Source organism: Shewanella alkalitolerans, from assembly GCF_019457575.1.
Taxonomy (GTDB): domain Bacteria; phylum Pseudomonadota; class Gammaproteobacteria; order Enterobacterales; family Shewanellaceae; genus Shewanella; species Shewanella loihica.
Window position 1 is genome coordinate 1,243,446 of the sequence record NZ_CP080422.1, and the last position, 17,952, is coordinate 1,261,397.

At 47.1% G+C, this 17,952-nt stretch carries 12 protein-coding genes; 8 read left to right on the forward strand and 4 right to left on the reverse strand.

What is annotated here, in order from left to right; genetic code table 11:
• Position 1: 1 nt before the first annotated feature.
• Genes K0J45_RS05525 through K0J45_RS05535 form a run of 3 tightly spaced genes read left to right on the forward strand, consistent with a single transcriptional unit; the run spans position 2 to position 4,278 of the window.
• Positions 2-3,583 (forward strand): pilus assembly protein, encoded by a 3,582-nt coding sequence (locus tag K0J45_RS05525; RefSeq protein WP_220044580.1) that lies wholly within the window; start codon positions 2-4, stop codon positions 3,581-3,583.
• A 3-nt stretch (positions 3,584-3,586) separates the two neighbouring features.
• Positions 3,587-3,982 (forward strand): type IV pilin protein, encoded by a 396-nt coding sequence (locus K0J45_RS05530; RefSeq protein ID WP_220044581.1) that lies wholly within the window; start codon positions 3,587-3,589, stop codon positions 3,980-3,982.
• Positions 3,979-4,278: a TapY2 family type IVa secretion system protein gene (locus K0J45_RS05535; RefSeq protein WP_220044582.1), complete on the forward strand. Its 300-nt coding sequence runs from the start codon at positions 3,979-3,981 to the stop codon at positions 4,276-4,278. The genes K0J45_RS05530 and K0J45_RS05535 overlap by 4 nt, the downstream gene beginning before the upstream one ends.
• An 83-nt stretch (positions 4,279-4,361) precedes the next feature.
• Here K0J45_RS05535 and K0J45_RS05540 read toward each other — a convergent pair whose 3' ends face one another.
• A complete protein-coding gene (locus tag K0J45_RS05540) occupies positions 4,362-4,844 on the reverse strand; it encodes a GspH/FimT family pseudopilin (protein ID WP_220044583.1) in 483 nt (160 codons plus the stop codon).
• Positions 4,845-4,980: 136 nt separating this feature from the next.
• Positions 4,981-5,493: a GspH/FimT family pseudopilin gene (locus K0J45_RS05545; protein WP_011864913.1), complete on the reverse strand. Its 513-nt coding sequence runs from the start codon at positions 5,491-5,493 to the stop codon at positions 4,981-4,983.
• Positions 5,494-5,743: 250 nt separating this feature from the next.
• Here K0J45_RS05545 and K0J45_RS05550 point away from each other — a divergent pair, with 250 nt between their 5' ends.
• Positions 5,744-6,082, forward strand: coding sequence for a P-II family nitrogen regulator (locus tag K0J45_RS05550; RefSeq protein WP_011864914.1), 339 nt, complete (start codon positions 5,744-5,746; stop codon positions 6,080-6,082).
• 85 nt (positions 6,083-6,167) lie between these two features.
• Here the strand turns inward: K0J45_RS05550 and K0J45_RS05555 are convergent, their stop codons facing one another.
• A complete protein-coding gene (locus tag K0J45_RS05555) occupies positions 6,168-7,187 on the reverse strand; it encodes a LacI family DNA-binding transcriptional regulator (protein WP_220044584.1) in 1,020 nt (339 codons plus the stop codon).
• Positions 7,188-7,599: 412 nt separating this feature from the next.
• Here K0J45_RS05555 and K0J45_RS05560 point away from each other — a divergent pair, with 412 nt between their 5' ends.
• Positions 7,600-10,191 carry a TonB-dependent receptor gene (locus K0J45_RS05560; protein ID WP_220044585.1) on the forward strand — a complete coding sequence of 864 codons (2,592 nt, stop codon included), beginning with the start codon at positions 7,600-7,602 and terminating at the stop codon, positions 10,189-10,191.
• 122 nt (positions 10,192-10,313) lie between these two features.
• A complete protein-coding gene (locus K0J45_RS05565) occupies positions 10,314-11,840 on the forward strand; it encodes a tryptophan halogenase family protein (protein WP_220044586.1) in 1,527 nt (508 codons plus the stop codon).
• 97 nt (positions 11,841-11,937) lie between these two features.
• Here K0J45_RS05565 and K0J45_RS05570 read toward each other — a convergent pair whose 3' ends face one another.
• A complete protein-coding gene (locus K0J45_RS05570) occupies positions 11,938-12,657 on the reverse strand; it encodes a SapC family protein (protein ID WP_011864918.1) in 720 nt (239 codons plus the stop codon).
• Positions 12,658-13,988: 1,331 nt separating this feature from the next.
• Between K0J45_RS05570 and K0J45_RS05575 the strand changes: the two genes are divergently transcribed.
• Together K0J45_RS05575 and nagK are read left to right on the forward strand one after the other, a co-directional pair.
• Complete coding sequence (locus K0J45_RS05575) at positions 13,989-16,655, forward strand: beta-N-acetylhexosaminidase (protein ID WP_220044587.1); 2,667 nt, start codon at positions 13,989-13,991, stop codon at positions 16,653-16,655.
• Between the two features lie 308 nt (positions 16,656-16,963).
• The gene (gene nagK / locus K0J45_RS05580; protein WP_220044588.1) at positions 16,964-17,863 is read left to right on the forward strand and encodes an N-acetylglucosamine kinase; all 900 of its coding nucleotides are present in this window, start codon (positions 16,964-16,966) and stop codon (positions 17,861-17,863) included.
• Positions 17,864-17,952: the final 89 nt, after the last annotated feature.

A 17,952-nucleotide genomic window follows, 5' to 3' on the forward strand; every position in this document is an offset into this window, starting at 1 on the left:
TATGTTTAAGAAAATACTATGCAGTGCAGTAATGGCGGCTACAGTGGCTTCGGGCGTATCGCTTGCTGATGATACAGAGTTGTATTTAATAAAAAATAATGCAATAACAGGTAAATCTCCGCAGATATTATTTATTTTTGATAATTCTGGCAGTATGACTACGGAAAGCGAAAATGCTGTTAGTAGCTATTGTGCTACACCGGGTCAAGAGGGGTGCGAAAAGTTTGATGCGTATGCCGAAGCATATTCTGGCTATATTAATGATAAAGGTATTTATTGGAATGCCGGTGGCATTGATAATACCAGTTTGGCACCTACACCCGATGATCCTACAGATTCTAGGCGTTTTTATCTCAACAATAATAACTGTGCAAATGCTGCGAAGGCATTAGAAGATAAAGGACGATATACAGGTTTTTTAAGAGAGTTTAAGGGAAAAGGTAATTCTGGAAGTTGGGTTCCATTAGCTGACAATGAAGGATTCAATAAAGGCCAAATTGTCGATTGTTATCAAGATTTTGTTAGTATTCCTGTTGGGTATAATAATAATCCAGGCACTTCAGATTCAGGATACCCAATTAATAATAAGAATATGTACAGCGATTCTCTCAATCTTGATACTAAAAATTTATTTATGGAAGGAGCTCCGGTAACGCTTTATACATCTCGCTACCTCGTTTGGTATAAATGGGTCACTACCACAGAAGATGGTCAGAATAGTGGTACAACAGGCACTCGTTTAGAAGTGGCAAAATCTGCGCTTAATGATGTTTTAGAAGATTGGGCTGATTCTGACATAAGAATTGATGCTGGCTTGGCTGTTTTTAATCTAAATCATGCTGAAGAAGGCAATGCTGATGGAGGTCGAATTGTCTCCGATATCAAAGAAATGACCGATGCTAACAGAAATTCGCTTATTTCCTTGATAAATAGCATGCCAGCGCAAACGAATACGCCTTTGTGTGAAACCTTGTACGAAGCATATCAGTATTTCAGTGGTGGACCTGTGACCTTTGGTAATAAAGATAGTAACGCCAAAGGTAATGACAAAATAGATGATTATGTGCCAAACACGCCGCCAAGTATTTTATCCTCAGGTAATTATACAACCCCATTTAAAAAGTGCGCGGATACCGCATATATTGTTTATATCACTGATGGTGCACCAACATTAGATAAATTTGCCGATTCATCTCTTATATCTTTGTTTTCGAAGGGAAACTCAAAGGGAGATTACAGCCCATTTGCATTTGTAAATGATAAAGACGAACGTGAAGATAGTTATTTACCTGCTCTAGCGTCTTATATGGCAAACAACGATCTGGTTGTTGGAGTTAAAGACATTAATGGCGTCGATCATGAACAAAACGTGCGTGTATTTACTATAGGTTTTTCGGCCGGCGCTGAAAGGGCTGCCGCCTTGTTAGAAGAGACTGCGTACAGAGCTGGTTCAATAAGGGAGAAGGATGCTGACGGGAATCTGGTGTCGAAAGGATATAAAAAAGCTGAAGATCAATTGGCGTTAAAAGAGGCATTTTATGAAGTGCTGGAGTCTATCTATTCAATTGATTCTTCATTTACCTCTCCAAGTATTGCAAGTAATAACTTCGATAAAACACAGACATATAACTCTGCTTATTTCGCTATGTTTTTACCGGGTAAAGGGCCTCGATGGAGTGGTAATCTTAAGAAGTTGAAAGTGAATTCTGCGGGAGAGATAGTTGGGCCTGGAGGTAATACAAAGGCAATCGACAGTAATGGTAATATAGCTGCTTCAACATGTACTTATTGGAATACTTGTGCCGCGAATAATGTTGATGGCAATAAAGTCAACGCTGGTGGTGTATTACCTATGCTAAGAGTACGAGCTATAAGTGAGACCAATCCTAGGATAATAATTACTAACAATGGTACAGCTCTTGAGGATATAAGTAGCGTTGAAGTTGGATTTGTATCCTCTTATTCTCAAGACGATTTGGATTGGCTCTATGGCGTCGATGTCGATGATGATGATAACGATGGTAGTCACTCTGATGCCAGAGAGGACATTATGGGCGACCCTCTCCATTCTAAGCCACTGGCGATCAATTTTGGTGATAAGCCTTTAGTCGGTGATGAGTGTGTGGCAGCAAAGGCTTTAGGTAAGAGTTGTGAAAACCTAGACGTAAGAGTGTTAGTTGGAACTAATCAAGGCCTAGTGCATATGTTTAAAGATTCAGATGCGGGGAGTGATGATTATTCCATAGGCACTGTCTCGGAGTCTTGGGCGTTTTTGCCGCAAGAATTGTGGGGAAATATACCTAAGCTTAGGCAGAATGATCCAACGGGAACTCATAGCGTGTATGGCATGGATTTATCACCAGTAGCCTACACGGAAACTGATTCAAGTGGAAAGGTCAATAAAGCTTGGGTGTTCCTTGGTATGCGTAGAGGAGGTACATCATACTACGCTTTGGATATAACAGATCCTGATGCTCCAAAGTTACTGTGGGATCCTATAGTTAAAATAGATTCGAATACGGTAGGTTTTGAGGAGCTCGGCCAGTCTTGGTCAGAGCCAGTGGTGACTTTTGTGCCAGGGGTCGATGATCCTGTTTTAGTCATTGGTGGGGGCATGGCTTCCAATGAAGGTACCGGTGAGGCTGTTTATATTGCTAATGCGAGAACAGGTGCTTTTATCAAAAAGTTTACATCGACAGGTATGTCTAGTATTCCCAATAAGGTAGCTGTATTAGACAGCAATAACGATGGTATTACCGATAGAATTTATGCGGCTGATATTGGCGGAAATATTTGGCGTATGGATATGCCAGAATCGACTCAATCGACTTGGTCTACGTTTAAGTTTGCGTCTATTGCGACCTCTACTTCACCAAATGACAGGATGTTCTTTGCCGAACCATCTGTTGCGCAGACTCAGTTTAATAACATTCATGATAATAGTGGGGCTCTTACTTATCAGAGTGTTCCTTATGATGCAGTGACCATTGGTTCGGGAAATCGGACTCATCCACTAGATATGAATACGAATGACATGTTTTATGTTTTTCAAGATCGTAATGTGGTAACTAAAACCTTTACTAGTACAGATGCACCGGCAGCATTAACTATTAGCAATTTGTATGATGTTACTACGTCGGCGCCTACCTCTGATAGTGAAAATGTTACATTTGGTACAAAACGAGGCTGGTATTACGATTATAGTGTTGCTGGTGAGAAAACACTGTCAGCGTCATTGATTTTTGACGGCAAGGTCTATTTCACCTCTTTCATTCCACCGACGCGTACAGATGTTGATTTAGATGCCGGAATTTGTGGTTTTGCTGGCCAAGGGCGTCTTTATGTATTTGATCTACATAAAGGTACTCGAAGCTATAGCGAAACTTATTATGAAATTGGTGAACGGGTGCCTGATACGCCGCAGATAGTAATACCTAAACCCAAAGAGGGGGAAGATTCTACTGCCTATATCATTGGTGTGGGTAAAGGGGAATGTGAAAACGGTGAATGTAAAGGTACGGTTGCTTTAGGAAGTGGGCTAAGTACTAATAGAATTTATTATCATATTGATGAGAATAATTAACAAATGGATAAGATGAAGGGGTTTACCCTAATTGAAGTTATGATCGTTGTGGTGATCATTGGAATATTGGCGGCTATCGCCTATCCCTCTTATATTGACTTCGTTACTAAGAGCGGACGTTCAGAAGGTGTTGCTGCAGTGATGCGAGCAGCTAATTTGCAGGAGCAGTACTATTTGGACAATCGTCAATATGCAAGCAGTATGGCGGATTTAGGATTAGGAAACGGTACTACTTTTAATACTGAACATGATCTTTACACGTTAAGTGCTATAGGCGGATCAAGTTTTACCGTTAAAGCTGTAGCTAATGAACCACAGAAGAGTCGAGATTCGGTTTGTAAAACAATTAGTATTACATCCTCAGGTGTTAAAGGGCCTTCAGCGGAGTGTTGGAAATGAATAAATTAGTAGCAGTTTTATTAGTCATCATGCTATCAAGTTCAGTTAATGCGGTGTTTGCTGCTAAGCAGGATTATAAATGTTTTATTAATAGTTCATCTAAAGGCAAAGAGGTCGTTTTTTACAGCTGGGATAGCAAAGATCTTCTGTTAAAGATGAAAAGTCTTTTGGGAAAGCAAAGAGTTGATGTTAAAGGAAAAAAATATTTTATTAAGAATGTTGAAGAGTGTGTGCCTTTAAGTGAAGAGTTCAGCAGTAAGCAGGCCAAAGAACAAGATAAGCGAACACTAAGGTAGAAGTTCAGAAATCCTAAAATAGAGCTGGTTTTATTAAAAAGCCCATATCATTTTGATATGGACTTTTTAATTTAAGTCTATATTTAAGAGCAAGCTTGATTATCTGTACCGTAGTTAATTAACCCACTTGAACTCACAGTAACGCTTTTTGAAGCATTTGCTTTGCCACTAGGGCAATAAATAAAAGTACCGTTGGAAGGGGATAGTCCTTCGGAAGAAAAAGTCAGTTCAGTTCCAGGTCCAGAGATAGCATCATTATTGTTAAATCCATCAATGACACGTAGTGTTTTATTTCCAGTCGCCACATAAATGCGAATACCTTTCCCCCAATCTGTACCGCAAGAAGTTGCAGATGCATAAGCACAAACATTTACCGTTCTGCCGTAACTGACGGCCTGATTTCGGGCGAAGGTGAGGATATTGTTAATTTTTTCGATGTTTCTATTTACTCTAACGTTTTCATAAACAGAAACTAAAGAGGGAATGCCGATAGTTAGTATAATCGACGCAACTGTAATGGTGACCATCAATTCAACTAGGGTAAAACCGTTTTTGTTTTTACGCATCTAAGATTCCTCACTGCTACTGTAACCTAGTATAAGCGAGAAGTTTTAGGATTTCAGTATATATAAGCTATTCTTTTTAATGCCAATAATTTGTCGGCTTGATTAAAATTGGCGTGAGTCGTTGGCTTTGGAGCTATTATTGGTTGCAGCTGATATTTTTCTCTTTTGAAAAGCGTATCCTACCGGCTTGATTGACGATAACGGCTTTGGAATAAGGGCTGTTGGCCGAGCCAGGGCAGTACCTTAAAGTTCCGTTGCTGCCTGATGCAAGTCCATCGGGTTGAAAACGAGCAGACGCGCGGTTGTAGTAGACAAAGTCACCACTATCAAATGAACTTGTTTGCATCAACAATTTGTCTGTGCCATCGAGCTGGTTGCTGGTCCCCGAGTCGGTAAATACACCCAGGCCTAGGTGCCAGTCATTGGTACATTGGTTATCTTTTATTGGGCAAACCGTTACCCTAAGCCCGTAGTTGATGGCAGTATTTCTGGCGAACTGAAGAGTCTGTTGAATCATCTTTATCGCGGCGTCGGCTCGGTAAGCCTGATAGAGATCTGTAAGACTTGGTAGGCCAACCGAGAGGAGTATGGTCGCAACGGCGAGTGTGACCATTAATTCTATGAGTGTAAATCCATTATGATGTTTCATGGCTATTCCTTGCTGTATGTAGTCTATGCTTCCTGCAATGACCTGAACTCGTTTTTGGGGCGAGTTCATTGAGTATAGAAGAGTTAGCTCAACTTTAGGCGATGGGCATATATTGTTCTGCTCTATGAATATTGAATCATTTTATCTCTCGATATAATCATCTTTGGTGGTTTGGGTGGACGTGATAAGCTAGTGCCTAATAAACTTAGGTTTTGTCGAATTGGGTTAGCAGAATTTTAGGGAGCGTTTGATGAAGAAGGTCGAGGCCATTATTAAGCCGTTTAAGTTAGATGATGTACGCGAATCTCTGGCGGAGATCGGTATTACCGGCATGACGGTTTCTGAAGTCAAAGGTTTTGGACGCCAGAAAGGGCACACGGAGCTCTACCGCGGCGCCGAGTATATGGTGGATTTCCTGCCTAAGGTAAAAATTGAGCTGGTTATTCAAGATGAGCAGCTAGATCAGGCGCTCGAAGTTATCGTTGATACTGCGAGAACGGGTAAGATAGGTGACGGTAAGATATTCGTTACCGAAGTCGAACGCGTGATTCGAATTCGTACTGGCGAAGAGAACGAAGAAGCCGTCTAAATCTAAAGTTATAAAAAAACCGCTGAGATATCAGCGGTTTTTTATTGTCTGTAGATAACCATTAATCAAAGTTTGATGCCGATTTCTAAGCCTTTGGGCTTGCCGATGAGTCTCTCAGTACCGGCTCGGGAATGAAGACCTGATGAGTCGTCTCACTCTGCTTATTGCCCTGATTCTCGATAAGTAACTCGGTTGCCGTCTGCGCTATCAACTTATTTGGCTGATGGACTGTGGTTAGTTTAGGCCAGGTCTGTCTCGAGAAGGGGCTATCCTCGAAACCCACGATAGAGAGCTCCTCGGGTATTGCTACCCCTGCTAACCTAGCCGCGAAGAGTGCCCCTGCGGCAATTTCATCGTTACAGGCGACTATGGCCGTCGGCCGATTGGCTTTCGCCAGCAGTGTTTTAGCCCCTTCTACACCCGATTCAAAAGAATACTGACCATTGATGATGTTGGACTCGTCAAGGGATAGGTGATTGTTTTGCAAGGCGGCCTTAAAACCGGCAAGACGTTCCTTGGTGGATTCGTGTTGATGGTCACCGCTCAGGAAGGCGATATTTTTATGGCCGAGATCGATAAGGTGCTGGGTGATGGAAACCGCGCCATGTTTATCGTTGACCAGGATCGATAAGCCATCGGTTGGGTTCACCTCTTCCCCTGCAATAATGCGTACATAATTGGCATTAATCTGATCCAAGGCCGCCAAGACTTTGGGGTCTTCCGATAGCGGCGGGGTTAATACCAAGCCTGACAGCCTGGCATGGCGCACCATATCGACCAGCTCCTGACAGATATTATCTGACTTGGCATCGCAGGGATGGATGAGTAGCTCATAGCCTCTTTGCTTACAGGAAGACAAAATACCATTTTGCATATCAATGACATAGTAGGCATTGGGGTTGTCGTAGACAAAGGCGATCACATAGGATTTTGTGCCGGCTAGATTACGGGCAGCGACATTAGGCTGGTAATTAAGTGCGGCAATCGCCTGATTCACTTTATCAATCGTCGCCTGACGAACCGAAGGCTCGTTATTTGTGACCCGTGAAACCGTTTTTATGGAGACGCCGGCATATTTGGCGACGTCATTAATGGTGACTTTCATCTAGCGGATACTCTTTGTGTCTGCACAGCGTCTAGCTGCTTCAGAATTCAAATATGTCTCAAACAATGTACTGTATGGTTACACAGCAGATCTCACTTCCCCTGGCGACAATATTGCTGAGTTTTACGCTATTAAGCAATCATCAAATTGATTTCTATCCCGAATTGCATTTGCACTGCTTCGAAAATTAGTGATTTTTATCCTTGTTTATCAGTAAATTGCAACAAGATGCAAAGAGCGTGTTTTGTTTAATAAATGTATAAATCCAAAGAAATTCCTGCTTTTGGTTATTTTGTTGTGGCGCATCTGTTAATTGTTGTGTAATCTTTGTACTCACATGACAGCGTTGTCATTCCTTCGGGGATGGTTATGAATACGAAAAAAGATAATAAAGTTATGGAAGGGAAACGAGATGCGACCATCTACTTTTAAGAAAAGTGTACTAGCTACAAATATTGCGCTGCTGATGAGCGGTGCAGTGTCTGTTTCTGCTCTAGCGGCAGAGGCCGATGCAGAAGCAGTTAATACTGATAATATTGAAAAAATTGAAGTACGTGGTCTGCGTGCTTCGATGAAGGCGTCAATTAACGCCAAAAGATTTTCTGATGCCGTTGTCGACGCCGTTACAGCCGAAGACATTGGTAAATTCCCTGATGGCGATGTAGGTGAGTCACTGGGTCGTATTCCAGGTGTTACCGTTAACCGCCAGTTTGGCCAAGGTCAGCAGGTGTCGATTCGTGGTGCCTCTGCTCAGCTAACTCGCACCCAGTTAAATGGTCATTCGGTTGCCTCGACCGGTTGGTTTGACCAACAGGCTATCGACCGTAGCTTTAACTATTCTCTGCTGCCACCCGAGATGATCAGCGGCATCGAAGTTTATAAGTCTTCTCAGGCCGACATCACAGAAGGTGGTATAGGTGGTACTGTAATCGTTAAGACCCGTAAGCCGCTGGACTTAGATGCCAATACCCTATTCTTAAGCGCCAAGGGCGATTATGGTACTGTCTCTGAAGCGACAGACCCTGCGGTTTCTGGCTTGTATAGCTGGGCTAATGAGGGCGAAACCTTCGGTGTTCTGGTCTCTGCTGCGGGCTCTCAGACCGACTATCAGCGTAACGGTATCGAAACCTTGTTGGGTTGGGGCGAAATTGTGCCGACAACTTTCCAACAAGATCGTGAGCGCACCGCTTACAACATTGCCGCCCAGTATCGTCCAACCGACAACTTAGAGTTCGGCCTAACGGTTACTAGCCTAGATCTAAAAGCAAATAACGCCAACACCTCTATCTTCCTTTTCCCAACACAGCAAGGCGTCAGCACTTGTAATAAGACCAATGCTGCGGGTGTTTGTACTGACATTACCCATACGGGCGAAGGTGGATTTGCCTGGGCACAGACTTGGGCTCGTGAAGCCGAGATGTCGTCAGATACCTATGACCTGGACTTCAAATATGAGGGTGAAGGTTTCACCCTCGAAGGCCGCGTCGGTAACACCAAGGCAGATGGTGGTACTAGCCTAACCTCTAACTATGGTAACTCTATCGGTCAGCCTGGTGACTTCGCCGGCCACTATGATGCCACTGGTGAGAAGATCATTATCGACATCGCCAACAAGTCTTTCGATGCAGGCGATTTCAACGGTCAGCTAGAAACTGCTGGTTGGGCGCTGAAGAAGCAGCCTAACACCGACGAAGAGACCTATGCTCAGTTCGACCTGACCTTCCCGGTTGATTTTGGTGCCATCACTTCGATTAAAGCCGGTGTACGCTATGCCGACCATGACGTGACGCAGCAAACTGACGCGGCAATCGTGGGTGATATAGTGGCTAAGGATGCCTCTGAATACTATTCAGGTACTATCTCTTCTGGTGCAGGTTTTACCCTGCCTAAGCCGAACTTTGATGCCATGATCCGTGACGCTAAGGCCGCTGTAGATGGCTTTACCCGCGATAAGTCTGGTTACGGTACTCTTAATGAGAAGAACTTGGCCGCCTACGCCATGGCTAACTTCGAGGCAGAAGGGATCCGTGGTAACTTCGGTCTTCGATTCATCAATACGGATGTGAGCTCTGATTACTACGCATTAAGCCCACTGGGCGAGTATGCTGATGAGCTGAGCACAGATAAGTCGAGCTATAGCGATGTACTACCAAGTATTAACGTTGCATTCGATCTTGCTGATGACCTAATTTTACGTACTTCTGCTGCGCAGGTGATGTCTCGTCCAAACTATTCTGAGCTGTTTGCCACTCCTACACTTCCTGGTTTTAACGATGGTACGCCAGGAAACGAGAAACTGGTAACCGGTTCTGTTGCCCTGGATCCATTTAAGGCGACCCAGGCCGATGTGAGCTTAGAGTGGTACTTCGGTGGTGAAGGGCTGGCTTCTTTGACTTACTTTATCAAGGATGTTTCTTCATTCATTTCGACTCGTCAGGAGCTTGAGCAGTCGATTGGTATTATTGACCCTAACTCTGGCGAAGATAGCTGGACTGTTAGTAAGTACTACAATGCTAACGGTGGTCGTATAGAAGGGGTTGAGCTGCAGCTGCAAGACTCGTTCGAAAATGGTCTTGGCTACTCGGTTAACTACACCTTCGCCGATGCAGGCTCTCCAGCCGAGAACTACCCAGACAGAGTGGGCGTATTCTCTGACTCTTCTAAGCACACAGTTAACCTAGTGGGCTACTATGAGATGGATAGCTTCTCTGCACGTCTGGCCTACAACTGGCGTAGCGAATATATGATGCGTGAGCTACCAGGTTTCTATGGTAACCGTCAGCACCAAGACTATGGATCGCTGGATCTGAGTATGAACTACAGCGTGACCGATTGGATGGATCTGACCTTCGAAGCCGTTAACCTCACAGAGGAAGACAGCATTCAGATCGGTGTCTCGCCAGTGGATGCCCCAGATGTGATCGCCGAGTTTAAAGATAACTACCCAGTGTGGAGCTTCGAAGGCGAAGCAAGATACAAGGTGGGTGTCGCACTGCGATTCTAATCGACACATGAGTGTACAAAGCCCGGCTTATGCTGGGCTTTTTATTAGCACCGGCTTTTTAGTAGTGACTTGTTAATAATACCGACCTTTAATTAGACCAAGAGTGGGGCAGAGGTGAAACCATGGACATTAAACGTATCCTTATATTGGGCGGCGGCACGGCAGGCTGGTTGGCGGCCAATCACCTGGGCAAGGCCCTTGAGCATCGCCAGGACGTGACCATCACGCTGGTGGAATCTCCCGATATTCCCATCATAGGGGTTGGCGAAGGTACAGTACCCGCCATTCGTCAGAGCCTGAAGCGCTTTGGAATTAGTGAGTCTGAGTTTATTCGTCGGTGTGACGTCACCTTCAAGCAGTCAATCAAGTTCGTCAACTGGATGGATAAGGACCGTCACGGGGCTGGGAACTTCTATCATCACCTGTTCGATATGCCGAGCCCTCTGGGGGAGGATCTGACCCAGCATTGGCTAGATAATACTAATACTGCATACGGCGACATGGTCTCGCCTCAGCACAAGGTGTGTGAAGCCGGGCGCGCGCCAAAGCGGATCACCCACAGTGAATATGAGGGAGCATTAGGTTACGCCTATCACCTCAATGCGGCTAAGTTTGCCAAGCTGCTTGCCGACAATGCCATCAGGCGTTTCAACGTCGAACATATCATGGCTAATGTGCAAGAGGTCACGCTAAGGGAGAACGGCGAGATCGCCTCCCTGGAAACCGATTGCCGGGGCAGTATCGGCGCGGATTTTTTTATCGATTGCAGTGGCTTTGAATCCTTGCTTATCGACAAGACGCTCAAGGTGCCCTTTGTCGATAAGTCTCATCAGCTGTTTGCCGACAAGGCGATAGCTGTGCAGGTTCCTATCGATGAGAATGAGGCGATCCCGCCTTATACCCTGGCGACGGCGCATCAGGCCGGCTGGATATGGGATATCGCCTTGACCCATAGGCGCGGTGTCGGGTTTGTCTACTCCTCTAAATATATGGATGATGACACGGCGCTTAATAAGCTCTCCCGTTATCTGGGGCAGGATGTTGCCAAGTATCAATACCGAGTCTTGCCGATGAAACTTGGCTATCGCAGGGAGTTCTTGCATAAGAATTGCCTCTCCTTGGGGTTGGCTCAGGGCTTCCTCGAGCCCTTAGAAGCCACCTCTATCTTGCTGACCGATTTTGCCGCAGGCTTCGTGGCTAATCGCATGCCTAAGGATAGTGAGGCGCTTGCCTTGCTGGCAGATCAATTTAATCAGGTGATGATCTATGCCTGGGAGCGCGTCGTCGAATTTATCAAGATGCACTACTGCCTGTCAGACAGGAGTGATTCGTCGTTCTGGGTCGATAATCGCGATCCGGAAACGATCCCCTGTGAGCTCTCCACTCGACTCAAGCTGTGGCAAAACCATTCCCCCATAAGGCAAGACTTCTTCAGCAAGTTTGAGGTGTTTGATTTAGAGAATTATCTCTATGTCCTCTATGGCATGCATTATTCAACGGCGCCTCAAGTTGCAGCTAAAGAGCGCAGAGAAGCCTGGCAGACCCAGGCGCGGCAGATAGCAAGTGTGGGTGAACACCTGATGAAGGAACTACCAGAACATAGGGAGTTGCTAGAGAAGATCGCGGTATATGGCTTACAAAAATGTTGAGCTCTAAGCGCTATGATGTTTGATTTTTGAAAGGGCACAATTGCTTTGGCGGGGCGCTGTTTATTCCAACGTCCCACCATTCGCTTGCAGCGGATGCTTATTGTAGCTTATCGAACTGGTTTTGCTTGGCGATGAGGCGAGACAGCTGGTTGAGCGAGGCTCTGTGAGCATAGACGATAGGCAGCAAACCTTTCTTTCTAAGCTCGAGGAAATCCTCATCGCTTAGCTCGTTCAGCACCTTATCGTCGATTAGGTAGACACCATTGATGTTGATCTTCTGCTCAGATCTTTCCAGCTTAATCGTTAGCTGCTGAGAAACCAGTAAGTTCTTATCTGCCAGGTATTGGCAAACGGCCTGTGTCTGTTGATGCATGGCGGCGACATCCAGCAGGGCATTGGTTCGCGCCGTCAAGTATTCACTGCGCTCACCCTCGTCGGTGAAGAGTCGATTGCCAGCGTCCTCAGACACCATAGGGCTCTCCTCATCGATGCAGACGATCACGTTGTCGCCTTCTTCCGAGGTTCTGGCGATGGACAGCGGCGCATTGCTAAAGCCGATTGGGCTGATTGGCGCATCCCATTGGTTGCTCTGGCAGTAGAGGTTAACTTCGGGCTCGATCCCCATGATGGCCACCGGAATAAACTGGCCGGTCTCACCATTCTTCACAAAGACGATGGGAAATTCGGCTGCCAGGCTAGGGATCTCCCTGGCCAGCACTGGGATCAGATGTTCCTTGTTGAAACGGCTAAAATCGTTTGAATGAGTCAGCTTGATGTTGAGATGTTTTTCTGTCGATAGGGGGACAATTTTTGCCATGTTTTTACCTTAGTTAATTTTAGTTTGTGGTGTTTGTTCCCTGCCCACTGTTCGTTAGGCTGGGAAACGCTGGGTTAATCTTTTACCGCTAGTGGCGGCCATAGTGCAAGCACTAATAGAGCAAGCAGGCGCGAAAGTGGTGCGATAAAGGCGTTAAGTTGAGCAACTTTCACTGTTCGGCGCTTTGAATTAAATTTATCGCTGGTAGGGCATGAGTTTGCTCTTCTTAATACCTTTCTCATAAGGCCTCCCATTTTCTCCACACTATCATCTGGCGCCACACCCATACTCATAGGTCCTTTTCGTTAGCATTGGTGCTCGTTTTCGGCTTTGAGTATCTTCTGGATGTTATCAATAGTTGACAGCGTTGTCATATTTATGTGGTGGCTAATGCTGACTACTGCCATTGGAGCTGTGTCTGGGACTGGCGGTTTTCAACGGGCAGATAAAAAATTGCCTCAGAATGTCAAAAAAATGTAGAAATTCTGTTCTTTCTTAGGTAGATTAATGAATGACAGCGTTGTCATTTGCTTGTGTGGCACGTTCGTTTTGTAAGGTTTGCATTGTTAGGAAGAGGTCTCCTAACTTGTGCATTGGCAGTAGCCATTAAGTTTGTAGCAATGGTTATTGTGTTTGTTTTTTCCTATAGTCTCTCCCCAGATACTAGAGATGGCTAGATGTGTTATGTCTTAATTGGCGTCTTTATCGGCGGCCCTTGATACATGATGCATCTAGCGCTTTTTTCTGATTCAGAGTAGCGCCTGACGAGTGGGCTCTAGGGAAATGCGCAAGAGCGGAATAGCGGAAAAAAGCGAGCAAAGAACTGCAGGGCCTTATCTGTCTTGCAGAGATTCAGAATAAATAAGCAGATTTCTTTCATTGTCAGATTGCTCGCCGTAGCCAGAACGCTTTCTATAGCCTGATTACTTGCCAATTCTAGATTGCCTGTAATTGCCAGGTGGGGTTCGGGGAGCCGCTAGATTTGTACAAGTCTGACGATGATCTATTTTCGCCGTTGCATCTATTTGCAAATAGGGCAAGATGCGGCGGCAAATAAGACCAAGCGCAATAAGTAAGTGATCAGCAATAGCGCAGGGAAAATGTTTGAGAGCAAGGCTGAATTTTTAGGTAAGTAGTGATTCTACAATCAAAAAAGTAATACAGTTATCGAACGTTTTCACAAGTTAGCTTGAACAGTTATTTATTAGGATTGGCATAAAGTGGTGGCTATCTCAGATATCGCAATAGCAGGAAGCTGATTGCCTATGCTGACGGGGAAGGGTGGCTGCAATGAGACTTGATAGTTCAAGTCGAGAAAAGTGAGGATAACAATGAATAATAAGCTCATTCCAATAACATTACTCATGAGCCTGGGACTGTTTGGGTGCAGTCAGCCAACCACTAACCAAATTGTCAAGGATGAAGGCGCCGCGGCGCTGCAGGTCAGCGAAAGTTCTGCCCAGCAGGCACTACATCAGTTTGCTACCAGCCTTGCCGTTAATTATCACACCCTGACCAATTATCCTCAGCAGTGCACCTCAACAGGTGTCGATGGCCGCTGCTTCGCCGCCCAGATAGAATTAGTCCCGGGTGTCGATTTTGACCGTAAGGATTGGGCTATCTACTACAGCCAGATGCGGCCGGTGAAACAGGTGTTAACTGATGCCTTTGAGCTGACTCAGGTTAAAGGGGATCTGCATCGCATCACGCCCACGGACAGATTTAGCGGTTTTCAAAAGGGTCAGCCGATCGACATCGCCTTTCTCGGTGAGCTATGGCTGCTGTCGGAAACCGATGCCATGCCCAATTACTATATCGTCGTTCCCGGCCTTAAGCCCGAGATCATCAGCAGCACTCAGCTAACTGTCGATGCCAGTACCGGTATGGAGCAGCGGCCATATGTCGAGGCCTATGTCAGCGCCGAAAGCCAATATAAGCGTAGCGATACCGATAAGCTTAAGTGGGCGACGCCTCAGGTCTTGTTTGATGCAAACCAGGATATTGAGAGTCGGCCTGAACTTGCCGTCAACGCGATCATCCCAACGCCCAAGCGACAAATGATCAATAGTCAAAGCCCAGTGTTATCCCTGGCCTCAGGCTATCATCTGGATGCTGGCAACGTTTCTAAAGCGTCTGTCGAGGCGGCCTTGGCTCGCCTGGCCCGCCTTGGCGTTAAGCCATCGCCTCAAGGTGTACCACTCAAGTTAGAGCCGTCGACGACTAAACTCGCCGAAGGGGGCTATCGCCTCGATATTACCTCTGATGGCATCACCATAGGCGCCAGCGACGATGCCGGTTTCTCCTATGGCTTGGCGTCGCTAACAGGCCTTATCTCTCTCGACACCCTATCGCTCAATGCCATGCAGATTGAAGATGAGCCTAGATATGACTTTCGCGGCATGCATGTGGACGTGGCGCGTAATTTTCACAGCAAGCAGTTTATCTTAGACCTGCTAGATCAGATGGCGGCCTACAAACTCAATAAGCTGCACCTGCATATGGCCGATGATGAGGGCTGGCGCCTAGAGATAGATGGTCTGCCCGAGCTGACCCTGGTGGGTAGTCGTCGCTGTCACGACCTGCAGGAAGATACCTGCTTATTGCCACAGCTGGGCAGTGGCCCAGATGGCGATAGCAAGGTCAATGGTTTCTACTCTAAGGCCGATTATATCGAGATCCTTAAGTATGCCGGCGCGCGCCAAATTCAGGTGATCCCATCTATGGATATGCCGGGTCATTCGCGCGCAGCCATCAAGTCGATGGAGGCCAGGTATCGCCGTCTGATGGCCGAAGGCAATGAAGCCGCCGCTAACGAGTATCGCCTCATCGACCCGTTGGATACGACCCGCTACGCCTCGATCCAATATTACGACGACAACACGCTCAACGTCTGTATGGATTCCAGTTATCACTTTGTCGACAAGGTGGTGAGCGAGATAGCCAAGCTGCACCAGGCTGCAGGTCAGAGTTTGAGTCTCTATCATATCGGCGCCGATGAAACCGCCGGCGCCTGGGTCGACTCACCCGTCTGTCAGGCACTGCTTGCAGACAAAGACAGCGGCCTGGATAGCGAGGCACATTTTGGGGCTTACTTTATCGAGCGGGTGGCCAAGATGCTGGCCGATAAAGGGATTGAAACCGCGGGCTGGAGCGACGGCATGAGCCATACCCGACCCGAGCGTATGCCGGCAAAGAATCAAACCAACATCTGGGATGTGGTTGCCCACGGCGGCCATAAGCGCGCCCATGCACAGGCCAACCTGGGCTGGGATACGGTACTCAGTAATCCCGAGGTGCTCTATTTCGATTTCCCCTACGAGGCCGATCCTAAAGAGCATGGATATTACTGGGCGAGTCGCAGCACCAACGAGCGCAAACTCTTTAGCTTCATGCCAGATAACCTACCGGCCAACGCCGAGCAGTGGACGGATATAGAAGGTAAACCATTTGAAGCCGACGATACCATTAAGCTGGACGACGCGGGCAAACGCCTCAGCGGGCCGCTAAATCAAGGCGTTAGATTCAAAGGGATCCAGGGCCAGCTCTGGAGCGAGACGATACGCTCAGATCAAGTGGTGGAATATATGGTGTTTCCTCGCCTGTTAGTGCTGGCTGAAAGGGCATGGCACAAGGCCGATTGGGAGGTGCCATATCAATATCAGGGGGCTAAATATGGCCCAGAGACAAACTACTTCACGGCCGAGATGCGCGAGAAGCAGCGCGTGCAGTGGCAGACCTTGGCCAACACCTTAGGCTATAAGGAGCTGGCAAAGCTGGATAGGGCAGGGATAGCCTATCGTGTGCCAACCCTAGGTGCCAAGATCAAGGAAGGTTACCTGCAGGTAAACAGCATCTATCCCGGACTTGGAATAGAGTATCGAGTCGATGGCGGCCAGTGGCAGCAATATACAGAGGCGGTTAGCGTCTCAGGTAGAGTCGAGGTCAGAGGCGTCGCCGCCGATGGTATCCGCAAGGGGCGCATACTCAAGGTCAATTAGCATTTCGTTTTTAGCACTTACTGACCGAAAAATAGGTCATTTAAGCCGGCTAATGAAAGTGCAATGTAAGCTAGCGCGGTTATCTGAGAGCCGATAACCGCTTTCCTCCCTGTTATATAGCAAACATAAATCTGGACGCCTTAGAGGCGTTAACCGGGCAGTGTCTGAGAAGTTTACTGTCACAAATTTAGTGATAATTTCAAATGACAGCGTTGTCATTTTTGTTATAACATGACATTAACTTAGTCAGTGGGCAGGGCGGGCGAAGCTTGATGCCCTGGATAATAAAACTGTGAAAGAGGTTGGTAATGGGATTTAACCAGACAGAGGAACAGGCCCTCGTCATAGGCATAGATGGTGGTGGCAGCAAGTGCCGCGCGACTATCTACGCCGCCGATGACAGTGTGATCGGCACTGGTGTGGCCGGGCGTGCGAATCCGCTTTACGGCCTGACACATACCTTCGACTCTATCTCGCGCGCGACCGAGCTTGCTCTACAAGACGCCGGGCTAAAAGCGAGCGACAGCAAGACACTGGTGGCGGGCGTAGGCCTGGCTGGAGTTAACGTCGCGCATCTCTACCAGGCGATCAAAGCATGGCAGCATCCCTTTGCAGAGATGTATGTCACCACAGATCTGCACACCGCCTGCATCGGTGCCCATAAAGGTGGCGATGGCGCTGTGATCATCACAGGTACCGGCTCCTGCGGTTATGCCCACGTGGGCGAGCAGTCCTTGAGCCTAGGTGGGCATGGCTTTGCTCTGGGCGATAAGGGCAGCGGCGCCTGGCTTGGCTTACAGGCCGCGCAGCAGGTACTGTTAGATCTCGATGGCTTCGGCCCGGCTACCCAGCTAACAGAGCGTCTGTTGGAGCACTTCAAGGTGAATGATGCCATGGGCATAGTCGAGCACCTGGCAGGCAAATCATCCGGTTGTTATGCCACCCTGGCGCGCACGGTGTTATCTTGTGCACAGGCCCAGGATGAGGTGGCTAAGGCGATAGTGGTCGAGGGCGCCGAGTATATCAGCGCCTTGGCCCACAAGTTATTTGAGATCCACCCGCCGCGTTTTTCCATGATAGGTGGCCTCGCCGAGCCTCTGGCCCCCTGGTTGGATAGGCGGGTGGTCGACAAGATCTCGCCAATCCTTGCCCCGCCCGAATTAGGTGCCGCCTATTTTGCGCGTCAGCAGCTAGGCTCTAGCAGTTAAGCTTTAGCAGTTAGGCTTTAGCAGTTTGCCTTTAGCAGTCTGGCGTGAGCCAAGCGTAACGAGTTGTAGATGATGTCTTGCCAGGAATT